Source organism: Planctobacterium sp. AWM4_229 (assembly GCF_056160305.1).
Genome location: NZ_JBSWWX010000011.1, coordinates 44,072 through 64,763, shown reverse-complemented (window position 1 = coordinate 64,763; position 20,692 = coordinate 44,072). Strand labels below are relative to the sequence as shown.

At 46.5% G+C, this 20,692-nt stretch carries 17 protein-coding genes; 6 read left to right on the top strand and 11 right to left on the bottom strand.

The features are described from left to right. Positions 1-921, top strand: a complete 921-nt coding sequence (locus ACXAGP_RS20250) for a TIGR01777 family oxidoreductase (RefSeq protein WP_475263513.1) — start codon at positions 1-3, stop codon at positions 919-921. A 69-nt stretch (positions 922-990) separates the two neighbouring features. On the opposite strand, the gene ACXAGP_RS20245 is transcribed toward ACXAGP_RS20250, so the two are convergent. From ACXAGP_RS20245 to ACXAGP_RS20230, 4 genes are all read right to left on the bottom strand, one after another. Then, positions 991-1,968 carry an AraC family transcriptional regulator gene (locus ACXAGP_RS20245; RefSeq protein ID WP_475263511.1) on the bottom strand — a complete coding sequence of 326 codons (978 nt, stop codon included), beginning with the start codon at positions 1,966-1,968 and terminating at the stop codon, positions 991-993. A gap of 129 nt (positions 1,969-2,097) precedes the next feature. Further along, complete coding sequence (locus ACXAGP_RS20240) at positions 2,098-2,529, bottom strand: anthrone oxygenase family protein (protein ID WP_475263509.1); 432 nt, start codon at positions 2,527-2,529, stop codon at positions 2,098-2,100. After that, complete coding sequence (locus tag ACXAGP_RS20235; protein ID WP_475263508.1) at positions 2,526-3,359, bottom strand: NmrA family NAD(P)-binding protein; 834 nt, start codon at positions 3,357-3,359, stop codon at positions 2,526-2,528. Before ACXAGP_RS20235 ends, ACXAGP_RS20240 begins: the two co-directional genes overlap by 4 nt. A 459-nt stretch (positions 3,360-3,818) precedes the next feature. Next, positions 3,819-4,163 carry a MerR family transcriptional regulator gene (locus ACXAGP_RS20230; protein ID WP_475263506.1) on the bottom strand — a complete coding sequence of 115 codons (345 nt, stop codon included), beginning with the start codon at positions 4,161-4,163 and terminating at the stop codon, positions 3,819-3,821. Between the two features lie 104 nt (positions 4,164-4,267). On the opposite strand from ACXAGP_RS20230, the gene ACXAGP_RS20225 reads away from it, so the two are divergent. Beyond that, positions 4,268-5,149, top strand: a complete 882-nt coding sequence (locus ACXAGP_RS20225) for an alpha/beta hydrolase family protein (RefSeq protein ID WP_475263504.1) — start codon at positions 4,268-4,270, stop codon at positions 5,147-5,149. Between the two features lie 34 nt (positions 5,150-5,183). Here ACXAGP_RS20225 and ACXAGP_RS20220 read toward each other — a convergent pair whose 3' ends face one another. Further along, a complete protein-coding gene (locus ACXAGP_RS20220) occupies positions 5,184-9,185 on the bottom strand; it encodes a reprolysin-like metallopeptidase (RefSeq protein WP_475263502.1) in 4,002 nt (1,333 codons plus the stop codon). Between the two features lie 215 nt (positions 9,186-9,400). Between ACXAGP_RS20220 and ACXAGP_RS20215 the strand changes: the two genes are divergently transcribed. The 4 genes from ACXAGP_RS20215 to ACXAGP_RS20200 all read left to right on the top strand — a co-directional run bounded on the left by ACXAGP_RS20215 (position 9,401) and on the right by ACXAGP_RS20200 (position 13,306). Beyond that, a complete protein-coding gene (locus ACXAGP_RS20215; RefSeq protein WP_475263500.1) occupies positions 9,401-9,928 on the top strand; it encodes a nicotinate-nicotinamide nucleotide adenylyltransferase in 528 nt (175 codons plus the stop codon). Positions 9,929-10,020: 92 nt separating this feature from the next. Further along, positions 10,021-10,716, top strand: a complete 696-nt coding sequence (locus ACXAGP_RS20210) for a substrate-binding periplasmic protein (RefSeq protein ID WP_475263498.1) — start codon at positions 10,021-10,023, stop codon at positions 10,714-10,716. 218 nt (positions 10,717-10,934) lie between these two features. Then, a complete protein-coding gene (locus tag ACXAGP_RS20205; RefSeq protein ID WP_475263497.1) occupies positions 10,935-12,707 on the top strand; it encodes an aromatic amino acid hydroxylase in 1,773 nt (590 codons plus the stop codon). Beyond that, entirely contained in the window at positions 12,704-13,306 is a 603-nt protein-coding gene (locus ACXAGP_RS20200; RefSeq protein WP_475263495.1) for an NADPH-dependent FMN reductase, read from the top strand. Before ACXAGP_RS20205 ends, ACXAGP_RS20200 begins: the two co-directional genes overlap by 4 nt. A 52-nt stretch (positions 13,307-13,358) precedes the next feature. Here the strand turns inward: ACXAGP_RS20200 and ACXAGP_RS20195 are convergent, their stop codons facing one another. Genes ACXAGP_RS20195 through ACXAGP_RS20170 form a run of 6 tightly spaced genes read right to left on the bottom strand, consistent with a single transcriptional unit; the run spans position 13,359 to position 20,687 of the window. Further along, positions 13,359-13,652 (bottom strand): GIY-YIG nuclease family protein, encoded by a 294-nt coding sequence (locus ACXAGP_RS20195; protein ID WP_475263493.1) that lies wholly within the window; start codon positions 13,650-13,652, stop codon positions 13,359-13,361. Continuing rightward, positions 13,637-15,421, bottom strand: coding sequence for a DUF7408 domain-containing protein (locus ACXAGP_RS20190; RefSeq protein ID WP_475263491.1), 1,785 nt, complete (start codon positions 15,419-15,421; stop codon positions 13,637-13,639). The genes ACXAGP_RS20195 and ACXAGP_RS20190 overlap by 16 nt, the downstream gene beginning before the upstream one ends. Before the next feature lie 17 nt (positions 15,422-15,438). After that, positions 15,439-17,682, bottom strand: coding sequence for a hypothetical protein (locus ACXAGP_RS20185; RefSeq protein ID WP_475263489.1), 2,244 nt, complete (start codon positions 17,680-17,682; stop codon positions 15,439-15,441). After that, positions 17,679-18,782: a BatA domain-containing protein gene (locus ACXAGP_RS20180; protein WP_475263487.1), complete on the bottom strand. Its 1,104-nt coding sequence runs from the start codon at positions 18,780-18,782 to the stop codon at positions 17,679-17,681. Before ACXAGP_RS20180 ends, ACXAGP_RS20185 begins: the two co-directional genes overlap by 4 nt. Beyond that, positions 18,779-19,672: a DUF58 domain-containing protein gene (locus tag ACXAGP_RS20175; RefSeq protein WP_475263485.1), complete on the bottom strand. Its 894-nt coding sequence runs from the start codon at positions 19,670-19,672 to the stop codon at positions 18,779-18,781. Before ACXAGP_RS20175 ends, ACXAGP_RS20180 begins: the two co-directional genes overlap by 4 nt. Positions 19,673-19,688: 16 nt before the next feature. After that, entirely contained in the window at positions 19,689-20,687 is a 999-nt protein-coding gene (locus ACXAGP_RS20170; protein ID WP_475263483.1) for an AAA family ATPase, read from the bottom strand. Positions 20,688-20,692 lie beyond the last annotated feature (5 nt).

The window sequence follows — 20,692 nt, the reverse complement described above, 5'->3', positions numbered from 1 at the left end:
ATGAAAATTCTGCTCACCGGCGCCTCGGGTTTAATCGGCCGTGAAATTATTAAACAGGCCGCCATCGAAAAACACGACATTGTCGGTATCAGCAGAAATATTCCAGCAGCCAAAAAGCAGCTGCGCAAGTTATACGGTCCGCAAATGGATGCCAAGGTGGAATGGATCTCCGGCATTGATTCTTTCAAACACCTCAACGATTTTGACGCGGTAATAAATCTGGCCGGTGAACCCATCGTCGGCAAACGCTGGAGTGATGAGCAAAAACTAAAGCTGCAAAATAGTCGCTGGCTCATCACCAAACGCTTAGCCGACCTGGTTAAGGCCAGCGAGTCACCACCTTCGGTTTTCATCAGTGGCTCAGCTATTGGCTTTTATGGCAGACAGGACGACACCCCAATTGACGAATCCTTCACTGACGTACATGACGAGTTCAGTCATCAGTTGTGTAACAAGTGGGAGCAACTGGCGCTAGGCGCACAAGAAAAGACACGGGTATGTATATTGCGTACCGGCATAGTACTAAGTAATAAAGGTGGCGCACTGGAGAAAATGCTACTGCCCTTCAAATTGGGATTGGGCGGCCCCATTGGTGATGGCAAACACTACATGCCCTGGATACACCTGGAAGACATGGCCAGAGCAGTAATGCATCTGATACACAATGCAAATTGCCAGGGCGCGTTTAACTTTACCGCCCCTACCCCGGTAACAAACAGGGAGTTCAGTAAAACCCTGGCCAGTGTATTGCACCGCCCGGCCATTTTCCCCATGCCCAAAAAAGTACTGCAAATCATCATGGGTGAAATGTCAGATCTACTAACCACCGGCCAAAACGTCATCCCGGCAAAGCTGCAAGAAAGCGGCTATCAGTTTATGTTCAGGGAACTTAAACCCGCGCTTGAAGATTTGAATTTGTGATTTGAAGCAATACTTTTAAATCAACTCTTAGGCCCAAAAAAGACAATAAAGAACTAATTTACAGGCCCACTAAGACACAGTCGCCTGATAAGCGTTTCGGATTTCTTTGGGGGTTTTGCCAATCACTTTTTTAAAGGCTCGGGAAAACGCCGCTTCTGATTGATAGCCAATATCCAGGGCAATAGCCAACATGGAATCTTTAGTTAACTGTAGCTTCGAGTAAGCCAATGACATACGCCATTCCGTTAAATAATCCATTGGCGTATTACCCACCAGCTTTTTAAACTTTTGCGCAAAACTGGTACGGGACATCCCCACCTTTTGGGCCAGCTCTTCCAATGACCAATGCTTATCCGGCGTGTCGTGGAGCAATTTTAAAGCAGCGCCGATTCGCTCATCTTCTAATGCGCCAAGCCAACCGGTTTTGTCGTCACCTAAGGTCTGTAAATGTTGTCGCAGTGCGGCAATTACCAGAATATCGGCAAGACGTGCGATCACGGCTTCAGTGCCCATCGCCACGTTACTGGCCTCTGTTTCCAGTAGCGCGGTCACATTCTCGATAATATTCAAGGCTGCAATATCCGAACCTCGTCGGATCATGATATGAGAAGGTAATATTCCTAAAAGTTTGATTGCTAATGGATGTTGAAACAACAATACGCCACATATCATGGCAGTTCTCTCGCCCTCTCCACCAAACGTCAGGGTTTCATAGCGCTCGGTTATGGATTTAATAGGCAGTTCACTTAATGGCGTGAAGGATTGACATAAACCATCGCTTAAGTTGTGCCCTTCACCTTTGGGAAAAAGCACAAAATCACCAGGGTTTAACTGCAATTGCTGCTCGCCAATATCAAAGTGAGCCTGACCATGTACTGCAATATGAAACATCATGCAATTGTGTATGGGCGGGATACTGAGTGCCCATGGTGCACTCAACGTAGATTGAGTGAAAAATGCGCTTTCCATGCGAAGACTGTCCAAAAGCTTACCAATGGGTTCGTCTTTTATTGACGTTTTGAGTCGATTTGCATAATCAAAAGTCATGGTTGCCGTGCATTGAATTATTGTCTGCCATCAAGCTACTTTGATTGTCTTCGGATTACAATGCCAATCACTCTCGGGGGGCAGGGTTAATGTGCATCAGGGCTAATGATTTAAGTTAATATACCAACACTAAACCAATAACAAAAAACCGGATACCACCGAACCTAGAGTTCGGACATGATTCCAGAACCCCCATTTCTTAAGATATTGCTCCCAAACAACCGCTTTATTTTGCTCAGAAGCATCTCGCAATTTATTGTTCAGTGGTACGTTGAACAATACAGTGACCAAGGTCGTGCCCAGAAAAAACACGACGCCAGCTAAGGATTTGGCTCCTGAAAAACTGATAAAATAATACAACCCGGCTAATCCTGAAACGATAAATCCGGCCATAAAAAGCGGATTGAGTATCACCTTGTTAATTGCAATCATGGTATCGGCGCCTTCCTTTTGCCGGGAGAACACCGGCATCAAGGTATTGCTGAAAATAAAATACAATCCCATCATCAAGAGCATAGACAACTGCAACAGCACTTCAAGTATCGAGATCACCTCTATCATTGTGCTTCTCCCTTAAAAAGATGAGCATTTTTAAGCACAAAAGATTCAAAGCTGCTTGCAGGTCTGCCAAGGGCCTGCTCAACACCGTTGACGATGTACTCATTCCGACCATCCAATACTTCGGTAAACAAGTATGCCAACATTTCGATTGCCTTTGGCTCTACGCCGCTATGCTCAAGCGTATTGATAAATTCCGCTTGCGATATCTGAATAAAACTTACGGGGCGGCCAAGAACTCGGGTAAACACACCTGCTAATTGCGCAAAGCTCAGTAACTCAGGACCGGTAACTTCATACAATATGCCGCTGTGTTTTTCGTCCGTTAGGGAAGCCACCACTACATCACAGATGTCGTCAACATCAATAAAGGGTTCGGTCATATCGCCTACAGGTAACGCAATAGTGCCCTTATCGATAAAGTCACGGAACATACCTTCACTAAAATTCTGGTTAAACCAGCTGGCCCTGACTATTGTCCAGCTCAATCCTGATGTCTTGATAATTTCTTCGCATACCTGTGCAGCAGGCTCACCACGTCCAGAAAGCAATGTGATGTGCTTTACTCCTTTTATTTTTGCCAGTGCACAAAATTTGGCGATATCTTCCGGTGCTTCAGGGACCGCCAGATCAGGATAGTAAGTCAAATAAACGGCATCGATACCCGACAAAGATTTTGCCCAAGTTTCTGGCGCTCTCCAGTCAAAGTGCACCTCGCCATGACGATGAGCCGCTTTTGCCTTCAGTCCCATTGTGCTGAGCTTTTGATAAACCCTTGCACCACTTTTTCCCGATGCGCCAATAACCAGATAAGTATTACTATTGAAATTCATGTTGCCTTTACTCCTCGTTGTTCAGTAAAGGCACTATAGATAAATGAGGCCGTTCAATATTTACTCAGCGTACCAATCTTTATACCCATCGTTCAGGTGCGCTCTACCCGCTTGTTCAGTGTGTATTTATTGTTGTCATGCTGATATAAGCTGTATTTACCACAAGGCATTGCGGCTACGTATCAACTCATATCTCCAATACAGTCCATAAGCACCATAGAATCAAGGTATCCGGGCCTGCTCAATAATCACGAATGGATTGAGTTAAAGGCGCTGCATCAGCCCAACGATGAAATCTGGCGCTACACCACTGCCCCAAAGACTTGGGAGATGATGGGCGGACGCTCTGGGTATGCCCTGGTAAGAGATGGCAAAGCAATCTTCTATTGCGTTACTTTAATGAATTGAATTTTTTGGGCTGACTATCATTTAATATGCTTGCCGCCAAGAACCGAGAAATCACTCCAGGTGTTTATCCATCCAATATTGTAATTTTTCTTTTGCCTGACCTAACTCTTTGATGCGCTGTTCAATTTCCACCAATTTGTTCTCTATCGCTTTGCGCAATTTAGGACAGCCCGGCTGAGGATTATTCACAAAGGGGATGGCGGGTTTGATCTCATTTAAGGTAAAGCCTACTGATTGCGCCAGCTTTATAAATTTAAGTTCGTTAAGGTTCGCTTTTGAATAACAGCGGTAGCCATTAGCCCCCCGAGGTGGCGCACTTAGCAGACCAATCTTTTCATAATACCGTAGTGTGTCTTTGCCCACCTGTGCTTGAGTGGCTAATTGCTCTGAACGCATAGTTTATGACTCTCTTTAAAAAAAGCATTGACTACGGAGTATACTCCACAGTTTATGATAATTCCCGTAGCTGAGTAATTAAACCACTCAAGGGAGATATCATTATGGTCAGCAGCGCGCAATTATCTATTGTCACCTCAGATCAGGTGGAGCTTGGCGCCACCCATTTTTTTACAGAATTTAAAACCGATGGGATAAAATCGGCTGCGCCACTTATTATTGTTGCGGGCGCCACAGGCACTCCTCAGCGTTTCTACAAACGTTTTGCAGAAGCGGCGGTCAATGCTGGATGCCAGGTGTTAACCTTTGATTATCGGGGAATTGGTCGCTCCCGGCCCAAAACTTTGAAGGGATATCAGGTAGATTATCTGGATTGGGCGAAACAGGATCTGGCAGCGGTTATCGCCCATAGTAAAATATACGAAGCCCCCATCTATATTGTGGGTCACTCCTACGGCGGTCATGCTGTTGGCCTGTTACCGGATTTATCTCCCATTCGCGGGGTCTGGACTTTCGGCACGGGGGCCGGATGGTCTGGCTGGATGCCAACGTTAGAGCGTATTAAAGTACAATTTATGTGGCATATTGTCGCCCCTGTACTTACTCGTTTATACGGTTATTTAGGCTGGAGTCACTTGGGTATGGGAGAAGACCTTCCGTTGAACGTATACCGACAATGGAAGCACTGGTGTAGTTATCCCAATTACTTTTTTGGCGATCCCGAATTGCCAGAACTGCCCAAACAATTTGCTCGAGTCAGATTTCCAGTAACGGCAATCAACGCCACAGACGACAAATGGGCACCGCCCGCTTCTCGCGATGCCTTTATGCAGCATTATGAAAACGCCAACCTCAACCTGCAAACGGTCAACCCCAAATCTGTGGGCAAAGGTATTGGTCACATGGGCTATTTTCGCAGTCATTGTGAATCTCTGTGGCATGAAGTGTTTTCTGCCATCACCCCAAAAGCCGCCAGCCAGCGATAAAAAAGGCCGCTAAGCAGCGGCCTGTAAAAGGGTGTTAATTACTGGCACTTTCGGCCATCGACATGCGAGTGAGTATCGGCCCGGCCAACGGGATATCCCCTGAGTTCCGACCAAACTGCAAGCGCTCAATCTCACCATCACTGCTGCGCAGAATATACTGAAATTGTGTTGATGGACGACGCACTGCGACATCGGCTTTGCCGTCTCCATCGTAATCCGCCACAATCGGAATATCTTCAGATTGCTTACCAAAGTTCAATCGGGTAATTCCGTCTGCATTATCGGAAAGCGAGTCTACGCCTGAAGAGTTTTTGATATACCAGAATTGATTAGACGCTCTTCTCACTGCCACATCCGCTTTACCATCACCGTCGTAATCCGCCGGGACAGGAATATCATCCACATCTCGACCAAATACCTTGCGGTCTATTTCACCATCGCTGGAGCGCAATATGTACCAGGTAAAATTCGACGGACGACGTACCGCAATATCAGTAATACCGTCACCGTCATAATCCGCTGGCACCGGGATATCCGCTTCCTGCAAGCCAAAATTAAAGCGTTGAATTTCACCATCACTGGAGTTCAGGATGTACCAGTATTGATTAGAGGGGCGGCGCACCGCGATATCAGTAATGCCATCACCATCGTAATCCGCGGGTACCGGAATATCCTCCGCTTGCAAACCAAAGTTAAAACGCTGTATTTCGCCATCAGAGCTGTTCTTGATATACCAGTACTGGTTAGATGGACGACGCACAGCCACATCGGCAATACCATCGCCATCAAAATCTCCCGATACCGGAATATCATTTAATGCTCTGCCAAACTGTTCGCGTATGATTTCACCATCGGAAGAGCCGCTAATGTATTGATGATAATTAGAGGGGCGTCGTACGCCCACATCCGCTTTGCCGTCTCCGTCGTAATCGAAGGCCACTGCCGCAGAAGGGCTGCCTGTATCACCACTTGAGGGCAAAGTCACATTATCGATATAAACTCTGTCATCGCCTCTAGTAGCGCTTCCATCCTTTGTGTATGTCCATGTAAGTGTCTGCTCGCCGGCGACTAGCGCATGATTGACCTGCTCAAAGTCAGTTTCACCAGACCAGCGCTCCACCAATTCACCATCAACATAGAACTCCAAGTAATCAAAGCTTTCCTCAGTAGAGGTTTTAACATAAAAACTCAATGTGCCTGCTTCAAAGTTGCCAGTATAACTCACCGAAGAACTTGCACTATTGCCGATAGCGCCAGAGCCTAAGCTGAAGTTTCCGTCCTCAGCAGACCCGGTGGCAAAGCTCCAATCATTCAGAGTCCAGTTATCAAGACCTGAAGTTGACTCAAATCCAAACGGACCAGTTGCCTCTACCTCATCCAAATCAGAAATATAGGTTTGGGTACTGATGGGCAAGGAAATGTTATCTACCCAAGCTATATCATCACCGCGACTGACAGACTCATCCTTTTCATACTGCCAGGAAATAATATGCGCCCCTGCAGTCACATCAAAGCTATAGGTTTGCCAATCAACAAAACCCGAAATTCTGGTAACTTCACTACCATCCAGATAAACCACCAGGTAATCCCATCCTTCCTCAGAAGAGACCTTAGCATCAAAGCTGACTGTGCCAGCTCCGGTGATATCCATGAGTGTGAGACTGGATGTCTCATTGTCATCGATATCGGCAGATTGCAAGCTATTAGTACCTGATGAAGCATCGTTATCCACCACAGTCCAGGCATTGCTGCCTGCTAACGCAAAGCGGGCTAGCTCCGTATCAGTTTCAATATCGTAACTTACTTCGCTTAAGAAGGGGTTTGAAGAAGCATCGTTGGGATCGGTACCTGCCAGATATTCATCCAAATTTGATACCCCGTCTCCATCGGCATCGGCACTGGCATCAGAGGCATCTCCGGGCTGTAAAAAATTGCTCACCTCAAAACTATCCGGCAAGCCATCATTGTCTGAATCAGTACTGTTGATGTCTGTTCCAAACAGAGCTTCCTCAAGATTACTCAAACCATCACCATCAAGGTCTCCTTCGGCGTCTGAAGCATCATTAATATTCAGACCATTTTCTGTTTCGAAACTATCGGACATACCGTCGCCATCAGTATCGATACTGGTGGCCTCAACGATTGCGATGGATTGCTCGGACAGGGTGAAAAATACATTGTTTGCACAATTTAATTTAAAGCGTAAATTGCCAGTTTCGGAAGGCGCTGTAATCACAGCTACGCCGTCATTTTCAATGCTCTGTTCAATCGTACTAAACGAGACACCATTATCACTTGTGGCCTCAAGGTTAATGCTGTCACAACTGATAGGAGCATTCTGTGAGCCCCCCGTATTCCAATATAACAGTGATGGCCTGCCTGCCTCCCAGTCAGTGTTAGCATCGGGAGTGATCAGGCTGAACCCGCTACCAGATGTCACGGTAGTTACTACCATCGCATCCGTCGCCACACCACCATTACTGTCCCGCACAGTCAGGCGAAAGTTGAGGTCTCTTGAGGTAGTGGGATAGGTTTCCCCGATAGTTGTTGTGCCCGCCAATACATCGGACAGCTGCGGAAAGGTGCGGCTAGCATCCGTCTGTGGTGTGAAGGAACGAAATAGCGGACGATTACCATTATCCACCATAGTGTCCAGGCTGGAAGAAGAAGATCCTGTATCCAACTGTTCCCAGATATAAGTCAAGGTATCGCCATCCGGGTCGCTACCCGAACCCGTTAGTGTAAATGGCGTATTTGCCGGGATAGTGTAATCGCTACCGGCATCAACAAGCGGTTGGGTATTATCCAGGTTAGATGTAGTGCCACAGGTGCCACCGGAACCCGTATCAATGAAATCACGGATTTCCTCAATCGAACCAATGTGGAAAATGGCATCAGAAGCTTCTTGTATGTCTTGCCCAGAGCAAATATTGGCATATCCCATTATGGTACTGCCGCTACCTGGCTCCCATGCCGTGCTACTATTTCGGTTGCCACCACATGAACCAGCTGTGCCGTTAAAGGTATGATTTCCCCCAAATTGATGACCAATTTCATGGGCTACGTAATCGATATAGAAAGCATCATTAGTGGGAAAAGGGCTACCTGTAACACCTGATGCCTTGCCACTGGTACAGACGACTCCCAAACCCGCCAATCCACCTCCGGCGGTATTGACGATGTGGCCAATATCATAGTTTTCTGCACCTATTGCGCCATCAATTACATCACCGTTTAAATCAATGTCATCTGTATCGTTATTAAATGGGTCCGCTTCAGCGTCGGTAAAAATTAACGCATCATTGCCATCCACCAATTCAAATTGCACAGCCAGGTCTACCAGGTAAACCTGGTTAACTCTGTTTACCATGGCATTAACAGCTGCGAGACCAGTCTCCACCGTACCACCATGGAACTCCGTGTATTCAGCTGCAGCTGACACAGCTAACCTGTAGGTACGCAAGGTATCTCCTGTGGCATTCATAGCCCTCTGGAGTTCACTGTCCTCGTGCTCTCTTTTTCTCAGCTTAGAAAAGTCCTCTTTAAAACCTGCTTCCAGCAAAGGTTGCGCATTTTTTCGCAAGTAACTGATATACAGAGATTTCTGATTGGTTTGATAAGGATCTAAAAATGCCCAATCGCCCTTGTAACGATACATTCCATGAATGCCCTGGGGGCCATAACTAAATCGGCCAATTTGTTCACCTTTTGAATCTAACGCTTTGTAGGACTTTATACTCGGATATTTAGCCGCTAATCCCGCAGCCATAACACTATCTTCTTGCAGTGTTAGTTTCAGATTTTTACCATCCGGCGCAGGCACAGTAAGTTCAAACGACGCCGCAGCACGCATTAAGTACTTACGCATATCTTCATCCTGGAAGCGCAGATAACGCGCATCCGAGGCACGAGCATTGACCTTATCGTCTGTCACTTGCAATTTAGCGGTTGCATCTTGCCAAAACTGGCTGGCATGAGCTCCTGATACCGCCACTAAAGACGCCATACATAGCATTTTCAAAGCAAAGGTTTTCATAAAATCCATTCCGATATTGAGTAGTAAGAATAAGGATAGTTTAAATTCACAAAAACTCGGCCCGACGAGTATTTGAATCACTCAAAATTAGTCGTGGGCAATCCCCTCTGCAGAATTAAACGTTTGTTTTGAAGAAAGTATTCCCGACATGACAATTGCAAAAGTTATGGGAAGACTTAACAATACCCACCAAACTGATGTGTATGAAACTGTAGATGAACATAGCGATATTTGGTTCTGCCTTTAATCCGCCAACCCTTGGGCATCTGGATGCGATAGAATTTGTACTGCAACAAGACATAGATGAAGTGTGGCTGGTACCTTCATTCTCTCATGCTTTTGGCAAAGTCATGTTGGATTATGATGTGCGCACGGCCATGCTAAATTGCTTCGTAACTGATATTGCTGAAATGCCGGTAAAGATACAGGCGATTGAGCAAACCATTGCCACAGAGGGACGCCCGGTTTACACCTGGGATCTAATATCCCATTTACAAAATCAGCACCCGGAACATCAATTTAGTTTTGTTATCGGTCCGGATAATCAAGCCAACTGGCATAAGTTTTATAAAGCACAAGAGATTCAGGACCGTTGGCAGCTCTTGGTGGTGCCTGAACGCAAGCCCATGCGTTCTACCCTAGTAAGAGAAGCCTGCGAGCAAGGTAAGCCCATAACCGGAATGGTCACCTCTTCGGTAGAAGCATTTATCAAACAAAAAGGGCTCTACCGGACCGCGGATTAATCGAATAACTCTGACAACCCAGCAATCTGTTTGCATTTCTCATAAAGTGGGCTTAACTAAAAATAGCATCCAGCCTCACCGGAGTTGTCAACTTGCCAGTTATCAGGAACTTAATTCGACTAGTAGTAGCGTCGACTATACTGATTGGTAATGTATCTAAAGCTGAATTCCTGGTGGTAATGGAGCCTTCACCGCCCTTTCAATTTTTTGCGGATAATCAGGTTCGTGGCTCGGTTGCTTCTCACGTTCAGCAGGTTTTCCAGCAAGCGCAAATCCCCGCTCAGTTTGAAATCTTCCCTTGGACCCGTGCTGTCAGCCTGGCAAAGTCACAGAGCAACGTTTTTATCAGTGGTATAGCACGCACTCAGGAACGTGAAAAGCAATTTAAATGGATAGCTATCGTACAGTCCTTTGACTTTGCGCTGATCACTACTAACGAGCTGATTTATGCAGAAAACCTCGATGACGCCAGACAGTTCACCATTGCCGTTCAGCGCAATGACATTTCTCATATTTACCTCAAAGAGATGGGGTTTTCTGAGCAGGAAAACTTGTTCTTGACCAGTGATATCACTGAATCTTGGCGATTATTAAACAAACAAAAAGTGGATTTTTTGGTGGAGGATGTTGCCGTAATTGAAGATATGGCCCGTGACTATCTCACCAATGGTCAAACTGTTACACAAGTGGTGCCACTACCAGACCTGCATATCGACGCCTGGCTGGCTGCCAATCCAGCAATCAGTGATGAAGTTGTTGCCCGGTTAAAACAGGCTTTTATTCGCTAATTTGGCAGTGGTAATTTTTCATTTTGTAAATAAAACTTAACAATTGTGTTCGTTGTCAAAGCGTCGCCAACTATTGTTGAAGGCGCTAAATTTCTCTATTTTTGTGGCCCCAAATTGCCTGTCAGAACTATTATTGATAAGACGCCGCAGTAAAATACAACGGTGTTCCAGTTCTCAGCAGACGGTAACAGACACTAAGTTATTTCGAGGAACTTCCGGTGTATTCACAGCAACAAATTATTGATAGTTTGCCCTCTCATTTGCGCCCCTTTATCGCGCATCAGGATTACAACTTTTACACGCCTAGAGACCAGGCTGTATGGCGCTTTTTAATGCACCAACTGGTGGAAAACCTGAGCGAGTCAGCCCACCCAATCTATCTGGAAGGATTGCGCCGTACTGGCATCAATATCGAAGAAATTCCCAAAATTGAAGTAATGAATGACCACCTCAATGAAATTGGTTGGCGAGCAGCCGTGGTAGACGGTTTCATTCCACCAGCAATTTTTATCGAGTTTCTGGCCCACCGGGTACTGGTGGTAGCGGTGAATATACGCTCTTATGCTCACATGTTGTATACGCCTGCACCGGACATCATTCACGAGTCAGCAGGTCATGCGCCATTTATCATCGATATTGATTACGCTGAATACTTGCAACGCATGGGCGAACTTGGACGTCGTGTGATCACCAATAAAGGGGATATCGAGGTTTATGAGGCAATTCGTTCACTTTCCATCGTGAAGGAAAGCCCCAATGCCACTCAACAAGAAATTGACGCTGCGGAAGCTCACTTAAAAGACGCCATAGGACGCAAGAAAGAAGATCCGATTTCAGAAGCGGCCTTGATGTCCAGATTACAATGGTGGACCACTGAATACGGTCTGGTGGGCACAGTCGACGACTACAAAATCTTTGGTGCTGGTCTGCTTTCTTCACTGGGCGAAAGCTTAAACTGCCTTGACGATCAAAAAGTCAAAAAGCTGCCATTAACCTTACAAGCTATTGCCACCGATTACGATATTACTCGCGAGCAGCCACAACTGTTTGTTGCCCGCAGTTGCCGTCATCTCAGTCAGGTAGCTGAAGAATTCGCTCGCAATCTGGCCTGCAACAAGGGGGGTAAATATGGTCTGGACATGGCTATCGCCGCTGAAACGGTTAATACAGCCGTATACAACTCAGGTCTGGAAGTCAGTGGCTTGTTAACCCATGCCATGTACGACCCTATGGGCAACCCAACTTATATTAAGACCACTGGCCCTACCCAGTTATCCTATAACGAGCGTCAATTGAGTGGCCATGGTATTGAATATCACGAGCACGGCTTCGGCAGCCCGGTCGGCAAGTTAGTGGCCATTCCCAACTGTTTATCCACTTACCATATCGATGATCTTAGAGACTTAGGCATTGAGATGGGCAAACAGGTTACACTTAACTTTTTATCCGGCGTGAAGGTAGATGGTCTTTTGAAAAACATCACCCGCCGTGATGGTAAGAACCTGTTATTCACATTCGAAAATTGTACTGTTACTGATCTGGACGGCACTGTTTTGTTTGACCCAGAATGGGGCGTCTTCGATATGGCAGTAGGTTACAGAATCGATTCTGTTTATGGGGGGTCCGCGGATCCGGCTGAATATCCGCTGTATAACAATCCATCTGACACAGCAACGGTGGCTGGTGATTACGACGCAACCACACTGGAGCTGTTCTCCCTTTACGGTCAGACCCGTGGACTGAGAGAAAATCAGGCAACCAGCGCGGCACAAGTTGAAGATTTGATCCGCTCCTGTGAAAATAAGGTACAGGAAGAGTGGTTATTGATATTTGAATTGCTGGAGCTGGCCATTAAAACCAAAGCCGATTCTGCATTGGTTTCTGCTTTGGAAGCCAGACTGGAAAGTTTATTAGCCACTGAATCACAGGAAAATCAGATTCTGATCCGTTATGGAATCAACAGAATTGCAACACAAAAGGCAAGTTTATGAATAAAATCACCATCATCTCTGGCAGTCATCGCAAAGGCTCAGAAAGCCTGAAAATGTCCAAAGTTTTGCAGGCAAGATTAGAAGCGCACTCCAGTTGTGACAAGGCTGATATCATCGATCTGGCAGAGGTCAATTTGCCCTTCTGGAGCGAGTCTTATTCTGATTCAGAACAAGCATTAATCGACAAGGTTGGTGCGCAGTTGGAAGCATCAGATGGTTTTGTGGTTGTTAGCCCCGAATGGCACGGCATGGTAACTTCAGCGCTGAAGAATCTGTTCTTGTTGTATTCCAGCAATCAGTTTGGTCACAAGCCTGGTCTCATTGTGGCGGTTTCCGCCGGTGTTGGTGGTGCCTACCCCATCAATGAGCTACGTACCAGCAGCTACAAGAACAACCGTTTGTGTTACTTACCTGAGCATCTGATTGTGCGTCATGTGGGTAGCATATTTAACGGCAAAGATGACGATGATAAGAAAACCGAAGCCTACATCGATAAACGTGCCACCGCATGTGCAGGTATGCTTCTGGCTTATGCCGATGCTTTAAAAACAGCGCGGGAAATGATGCCGGATATGAGCGAATTTCCCAACGGCATGTAATGCCCTAAGAGCATAATTTCAAATCCATAAAAAAGCACCATCCGGTGCTTTTTTATTGCTTTTCAGAAAAATCAAAATGTACGGGGTGTGGGGCATTTTGCACTAAACGCTCTTTTTCTTTTTTGGACAAACGCTTAATTTGATATTCATATTTTGATGCCAGTGAACGCCCTTCCAGCGCCATGAACCAGGCCAGTTCAAAGGGTTTATTGCGCAAGTACTTGGCTCCAGTGCCCTTTCGGTGACTGGCCATTCTGGCTTCCAGATCATTGCTGATCCCGCAATAAAGCGCCTGAGTTTGCTTTACACGCAACAGATAAACAAACCACATTATCGTTTTAGCCACCACAAAAAGCCCGCCCCTGATAACCACAATAAAGCAAACCACCAAGCTGGCACAGGTTTATAACTCGTGCTTTGGATTTGCTCAATCGAACTCTTTTGCCCATTGTAATGATCAATAGCAGCGTGCAAGGCATGCGCTCTAACCTCTTCAAAGGCATGGGACTCGTAGACATAGATGGCCGCTTCAGCGAGGCTGTCAATATTATCGTCCATCAGTCTGAGCTGGTGCCAACCGCCATGAGTTGGCCAGAAATACCCACATTTTAATGTATCTCGGTGTGGCGTAGAGGTCATGGGGATTTTAAAGTGCTCTGTTCCCCCTTGCTCACCGGCATGCAAAATAGCGGTTTGCACCCTTGGCGCGGCACTTAAACTACACACTTTTATTCTCTGTCCGATATAGGCAACATTGTCAGGTGTTTGTGGTATGAACCGGGAGCGAGATGTTAGCGGTTTTGCCGCAGATAACAGTGTTTGCCAATACACCCCATAGTCAGTCTCTTGCTGTTGTCGATTCAAAACAAAGCTGTCTGGTATCAAGGTAATGACCACACTGCCCTTGCCAAAGTTTTGCTGTATTGCCACAGCGCGACCATCAGCATCGCGAAGTAAAGTTTTGCCGTCGGTCGTTTCAGTAAAGCGCATAGACCGTAAACTAACATCAGCATCAAATTGGTATTTATCCAGCACCAATGTCTGCATGCTTTTCTTTGGGACATCATAAGAATTAAGGGTTATGCCCAACTCCCTTAACAAAGTGGTATCTTGCAGACTATCATCTGCAATCAGAATCAAGCCGGTACCCGATTCAATCCCTTCTTGTAATCGGGTCAGCTCTTTTTGACTCAATCGGGTGAGTTTCCGTCCATCCATTACAATCACATCAGAGTTATCTCGCGCTAAAGACGTTGCTGACTTTTGTACAAGCGTTTTACCCTTACTGATATCGTATTCGGATATCACGCCCTGTTGCTGCGCTAACAACCATTTTTTTAAACCGTTAAATTCAGCATTTGGAGAAGAAGCCCATAATAAGGTCTGTTGCTCAATGCCTTTTTCCACGTAAAAGTGTAAATCAGCAACCGTCTGTTCATGTTCATCAATAATTTTGTACTGCACCGGGCCGGGGGCTTTGGCTATCAAGGTAAATTCAAAGGCCTCACCGGGTTTTAGCACCACAGCAGCAAGCGTTTCACCGGTAATATCTTGCAAGCGCAATTCAGCAAGGGGGGCTCCAGTAAAATGATACTCACCGGATATACTCACTCGCTGTCCATGTGTAACCTGTTTGTCCCAGCGAAGCTGACTGATACCAACCTCAGGTTTTGCTTGCATGGCTTTAATAGTATCGACGGATAGCCCGGCAAATCCCGCTTCAGGCAAATAAGTGCCATTGATATCTAAGCGTGCAATTTGTGGGTAGCGGCTGTGTAGCGCCTGTAAGGTCATCACACTTTCCAGCTCTGGAAAATCAGGGTGATAACCCAGTGTCAATTGCGGGCCTTTAGCCGTCGTGAGAGAGCTATCTGCGTCAGGTAAATGCACTGTTACCACCGGCTCTTTAGCAGCGCGATATTCGGGTTTTATTATCAACCCCACTAGCGCCAGCAGTACGATGCATGCCGCCGATACAGCAAGTGTATTATGTCGGGTTTTATATTTGTGCCGGCTTTGAAATATCTGCCTTAAACTCAATGCACTAATCGCTGTTGTTAATAGCAAAAGTAGCCATTGCCAGGAAGAAAGTTCAGGCAGGTTAATATAACTCATTAGATCTTCATGCACGTTTAACGCACCTCCCCTGTAGCTGCTCTGTCACGCAATTCATCAAGCAGGAACGGCTGGCCGTGTGTAAAGGCCTTTGGAACAGGAGCGGAGAGTAATTGCCAGACTTTTTGTTGCACTTTTTGTCGACAATCAAAACAGACCTCTGGTTGCCAGGATTGGTTGGCCAATAGGGTTTCCAGTTGTACCTGGGTTTGGATCAGAGCAGGTCGCTCTTCTACTTGATTAGATACCCAAACTCGCAGCTCATTGAGTTTTGCTATATCCCCAGCCCCCATACTCCCCCAACCGGAGGCTAATACTTGATAGCTATTTTGCAATAACTTTTGGCTGCTATCGTCTAAAACAAAATCCAGACTTTTCTCCGCACTGAGTATGTCATCCAACTCCCCGGTTAAGCGTTTATCTTCTGATACTGGTGGTGGCTCAAAGCCCAAGCGCTTCACGTAAATACGGTCAGCCTGACGAGCGAGTTTCAGATACTTCAGGGCCTCTTCTTCAAAGGGCAATGCGCGTTCCGGCTCTCCTAACATCAGATGCAGCTCTGCACTCCACATCTGCTCCACGGAACGTTTCATGTAGGCCTTGGGATTAAACTTCAAGACAGGCCCAATATCTGCCTCACCATGGTTGTGTCCAAACTGATTTATCAGTGCCATCCTGCCACTGAGATCCGTATCAGTATGGCTATTATCTCCGCCGTGATGGTCGTGGGCACTGCCGGGAATAAAGGGCTCTGGCGCATGGTGTTCACCTTGGTGATGTCCGTGTTCATCGGCATCATGTTCTTCCTCATCTCGCTCCTCGTCAGCGTGTTCATGCTCACCATCACTATGAGCATGCATTACCGCTCCCTCAAACTCATCCCCCAGGTATTGGCCATAGCGCTGTTTTAAATCCGACTGAGCGAGCCCCAGCTGCCTTGAGGTTTCATTAAACTCTGCCAGCTCCAGCTGTTTTTTGTCCTGGATCAGCTGTTTCGTCTCAATAATGATTTGACGCTGGCTTTTAAAGTATTCCAGCTCCAGGTCCATCACAATCCCTGCCGCAGTTACCTGCTCAACTTCTTCATCCAACCATTTAACAATAATGGTGGAAGACTTACCCTCTTGCGCAATGTCAGGCTTGTTATCCCATGCGACAACGGCAAGATATAGTTCATCTCCCGGCTCCATACCCAATTGGGTTAGATCCCAATCGAGATTGACGGTTTGCTCACGCGTGTTAGCAGTAAATTCGCTTAGTGGTCGTTCGATATCCCTGAATTTAACAGCCTCGCCTGTACCTCGAGCAAGGGACATGCGCACTTTGGCATCACTTAATGCAAAGTCATCGCGCATTTGCACCGTTAAATCCAATATAGGTGTGTGTTGCCTGGCGAAGCTCATGGAAGAGGCAGTATCTGTAGTAAAGCGCACATCAGGTTTTTGGTCCGCCTTAACTAAAATGCTGTAGAAACCCTGCTGAAAAATCTCATCCGCCAAACGCAAATGATAGCTCTGACTTTGCTGCACCTGGGTATTAAAGATAGCAATATTGCCTTGCCACTCAGGTACCAAAGACTCGCCCCCAGATAACCTTAAGGTCAACAGCGCTTCCGGGCGGTTAAAAGTCAGCCGCCACTCAATTTCAGCGCCTTGCCAAGATTCAATATTTAGACTTTGTACAGTGTCTATCGGCAACTGCATGTAATCGGGTGCGCGATTGACAACTTCAATACTCTCGAGAGCCAAGAGTACTTCAGACTTTTCCGGCTGCGCTGCGATATCAGAGGACTTTATTTGCGGTGACCACAACCACCCTGATAAAAACACGCTGAAAGAAAGGGAACCCATGACAAGGATGGGCTTGTAATTAAGCGGCGACAGGGATTTAGTGAAGTCCTTTTCAGATATGTCAACCAACTCCTGGGCGACCTTTTGCCGTTGCAATGCTTCCAGTTTACTGTCAGAACGGTCTTTTGCTAACAACTGGGCACTGTATTCCAGTTGTGGGAAGTGATGATTAAGATGTCTGGCCAGCGATACAGCTGTTACCCTTTTGAATGCCCCTGTAACTGCCATGCAAAGTAAAGAAATTGCACATAACAATGCCACTTCCAGCCAGGCAAAAGAAAAAGCTAAGAGCGAAAGCACGGGCCAGTATTTCAGCGCAACAAAAAAGGCGCATAAGGACAGCCAAAGTAAAAAGGCCTCTGCCCTCAATCGCCGCTGCACAATCGCCTGAAAGCGCTGCAAATTGCTCATTCAACCACAGCCTCTTGTGCAACTCTGGCAGCTAGCATTCGCTCCAAAAACCACAACAACATAAACAGCATTGACAGCGCCCAATGCCATTCACTGGTTCTACTGGCCAGCGGTTGTGAACTGTTAAGCTGTGCCGCCACTATTTCACCAGCGACAGCTCCTTGAACCCTGTTTTGATGCATCAGACTCACCATTGACAGTGCAAACCAAGGTTGCTGCAACCAAGACTCAAATTCAGCGACAATAGCAGCGTTGTATAGCAGATGCTGTACCCCATGCCAAAGCTCATGGGAGGTAAATGGACTGTTATCTGCTTGAAAGGCCGCTTCCGGCTCTTTTGAAAACACTGACTGATAATGGGTAAAAACCTGGCCGGCATGTTGCAAGCTGGCATAATGATGCTGCCCAAGTGGCTCACCACTCAAATTTATGATGGCAGTAAATTTTTCTTCGGTTTTCAGGGCCGAGTTGATATCGCGGATGCTTAGCGTTAAGTCTGGCAAGACCTTCAACTTCTCAGTCATTTGTTGTGCCAGCAACCGCGTATCCATTGAAAACAGTATTAACCACCGTGTTTGTGGACTGATTTGAGCAGCGTTTTCGGCAACATACCAAACGGTATGACCATCACTTGCAGGCAACTGCAGCGGTAAACTAGTAACATCATTCGCCAGGAACACAGACTTTGTGGCATTTTTTGGTAGTCCTGCCAAGGCTTCCGCCACAGTCTCAAAGCCTCCGCCAATAGCCATAACTTCTGCCCCCTGAGATTGTAGCCGTTCAAATTCTGCTTGCTGCAGCTCAGAGAAATTAGCCGGCCAGTCTTGAGGTACCAGCGCATAAGATGCGTTGCTAAGATTCATAGGAAGCGTCAACCTGGCTAACAATAACGCCAGCAACACAATCAATAGACAACGCAGCAACAATAACAACCAGTGTTTAATACGATAACTGGGTTGTTGCGTGGGTTTTACTTTTTCCAGGAATTGGATACTGCCCAACAATACGCGTTTGCCTTTGTCTGGGTTTAACAGGTGAATGATGACAGGAACCGCAAGCGCCAGTAAAAACAACAACCCCAAAGGTGCCAACAAGCTCATCTTCCATGCCTCGCTCGTTGTTGCAAAAATTGTGAAATGGCCTGACTAAAGTCTTCATCCACCGCGAGGCGTTGTAAATTGATAGCGCGTTGATCACAAAGTGTGGTTAATTCTTTCAGCCAGTTTTTTTGAGCCTGCAAAAAAATCGGTTTGGCAACTTTAGCGCTGACCTTTTTAAGCTGACCGGTTTCCAGATCTTCAAATTGTACAACGCCGCTAAAGTCAAAATCCCGCTCTTGTTGTGAATGCAGGTTAAAGAACAGCACATCATTTTTCTGGTGTTTCAGCTGAGAAAGGCAATCGACAATCTCGGTGTTTTTCTGATAGCCATCACTGATAAACACCACCATACAGGCTTTGCTCACCAAGCTATTCAAGTGCTTTTGCCAGTGGCTATGAGGAAAGCTCCCTCGCCCCTCTTTTTGTTGCAAACAGTTGAGCAAGCGATACCAATGAGAACGACCTGAACCCGTTGCAATCCTTTCCAGGCCCTTGTCACTCATCAGCGTTAAGGAAAAGGGATCCCCTTGTTTTTGAGCCAGATAGGCCAAGGCTCCAGTTAGGTATTGGCCATAGGCCAGTTTGCTCAACTCCACTTCACCATCGGGAACAAAACTCATGGAGGCACTGCAATCCAGTATAAAATGAATGGCGCGTTCACTCTCGCGCTCTGCTTCTCGCACGAAGTATTTGTCACTGCGCGCAAACAACTTCCAGTCTATTTTCGAAGCCTCATCGCCCTGTTGATAAACCTTATACTGGTTAAAATCCGTGCCTACGCCTTTGCGTACACTGGGATGATGACCACTGAGGTAGCACTCGGCTATAGTGCGAGAGATAAACTCAAGATCATCGTATTGCAGCAGCGCTAGCAGGGCTTCAGGTAACAAGATTCAGCTATCCATGTTATAAAAAAGACTGAGTTTTGAGACAGCCGGTCCACAGCTGAGCAATGATCATATCGGCGTTTTGCTGATCGGCTTCAGCGTGGAAATTCAATAAAATGCGGTGGCGTAATACCCCCGCAGCCACAGCCTGTAAATCATCCAGGGTAACGGCAAAACGCCCAGCAATCAGTGCTTTCGCTTTAGCACACAAAACCAGCGCCTGCCCCGCCCGAGGGCCAGCTCCCCAAATGACATACTTTTTAATCAACTCATTGGTACTTTCAACAGGCCGGGTATTCCGCACCAAGGTTACGGCAAATTCCAGCAGCTCAGGGGCAATCACCACTTCTTTTACAAGCTGTTGCAATTCGATAATTTGGTCAGAGTTTAACAGGGTATTGAGTTGTGCTGAGTAGTTACCCGTGGTTCGCTCTAACACTTGCAACTCTTCATTAGCACTGGGGTAATCCACCTTCACTAACATCAAAAAGCGATCAAGTTGGGCTTCTGGCAGCGGATAGGTGCCCGATTGCTCCACGGGGTTTTGAGTGGCCAAAACGAAGAATGGGTCTGGTAAGGGATAGCGTTTACCCGCATACGTCACCTGTTTCTCTTGCATGGCTTCTAATAAAGCGGCCTGCGTTTTTGGTGGTGTACGGTTGATTTCATCAGCCAATAAAAAGTGGGTAAACACTGGTCCTTTAATAAAATTAAATTCCCGTTTACCAGTGGCGTGAATTTCTTCTAATAATTCGGTCCCTACGATGTCACTGGGCATCAAATCCGGCGTAAACTGCAAACGGTGAAAACTCTGCTCCAGGGTTTCCGCCAGCGAAGAAGCCAGCAGTGTTTTAGCGAGGCCAGGTGCACCTTCCAGCAAACAATGACCCCGTGCCAGTAAACAGATCAAAACCTGCTCAATGACCTCTTTCTGGCCGACAATGCGTTTACCAATTTCCTCTACCACTAATTGCAGGCTTTCCAGCGCTTTATTTTCGAGCGCATTATTATTGTTCATGTTAA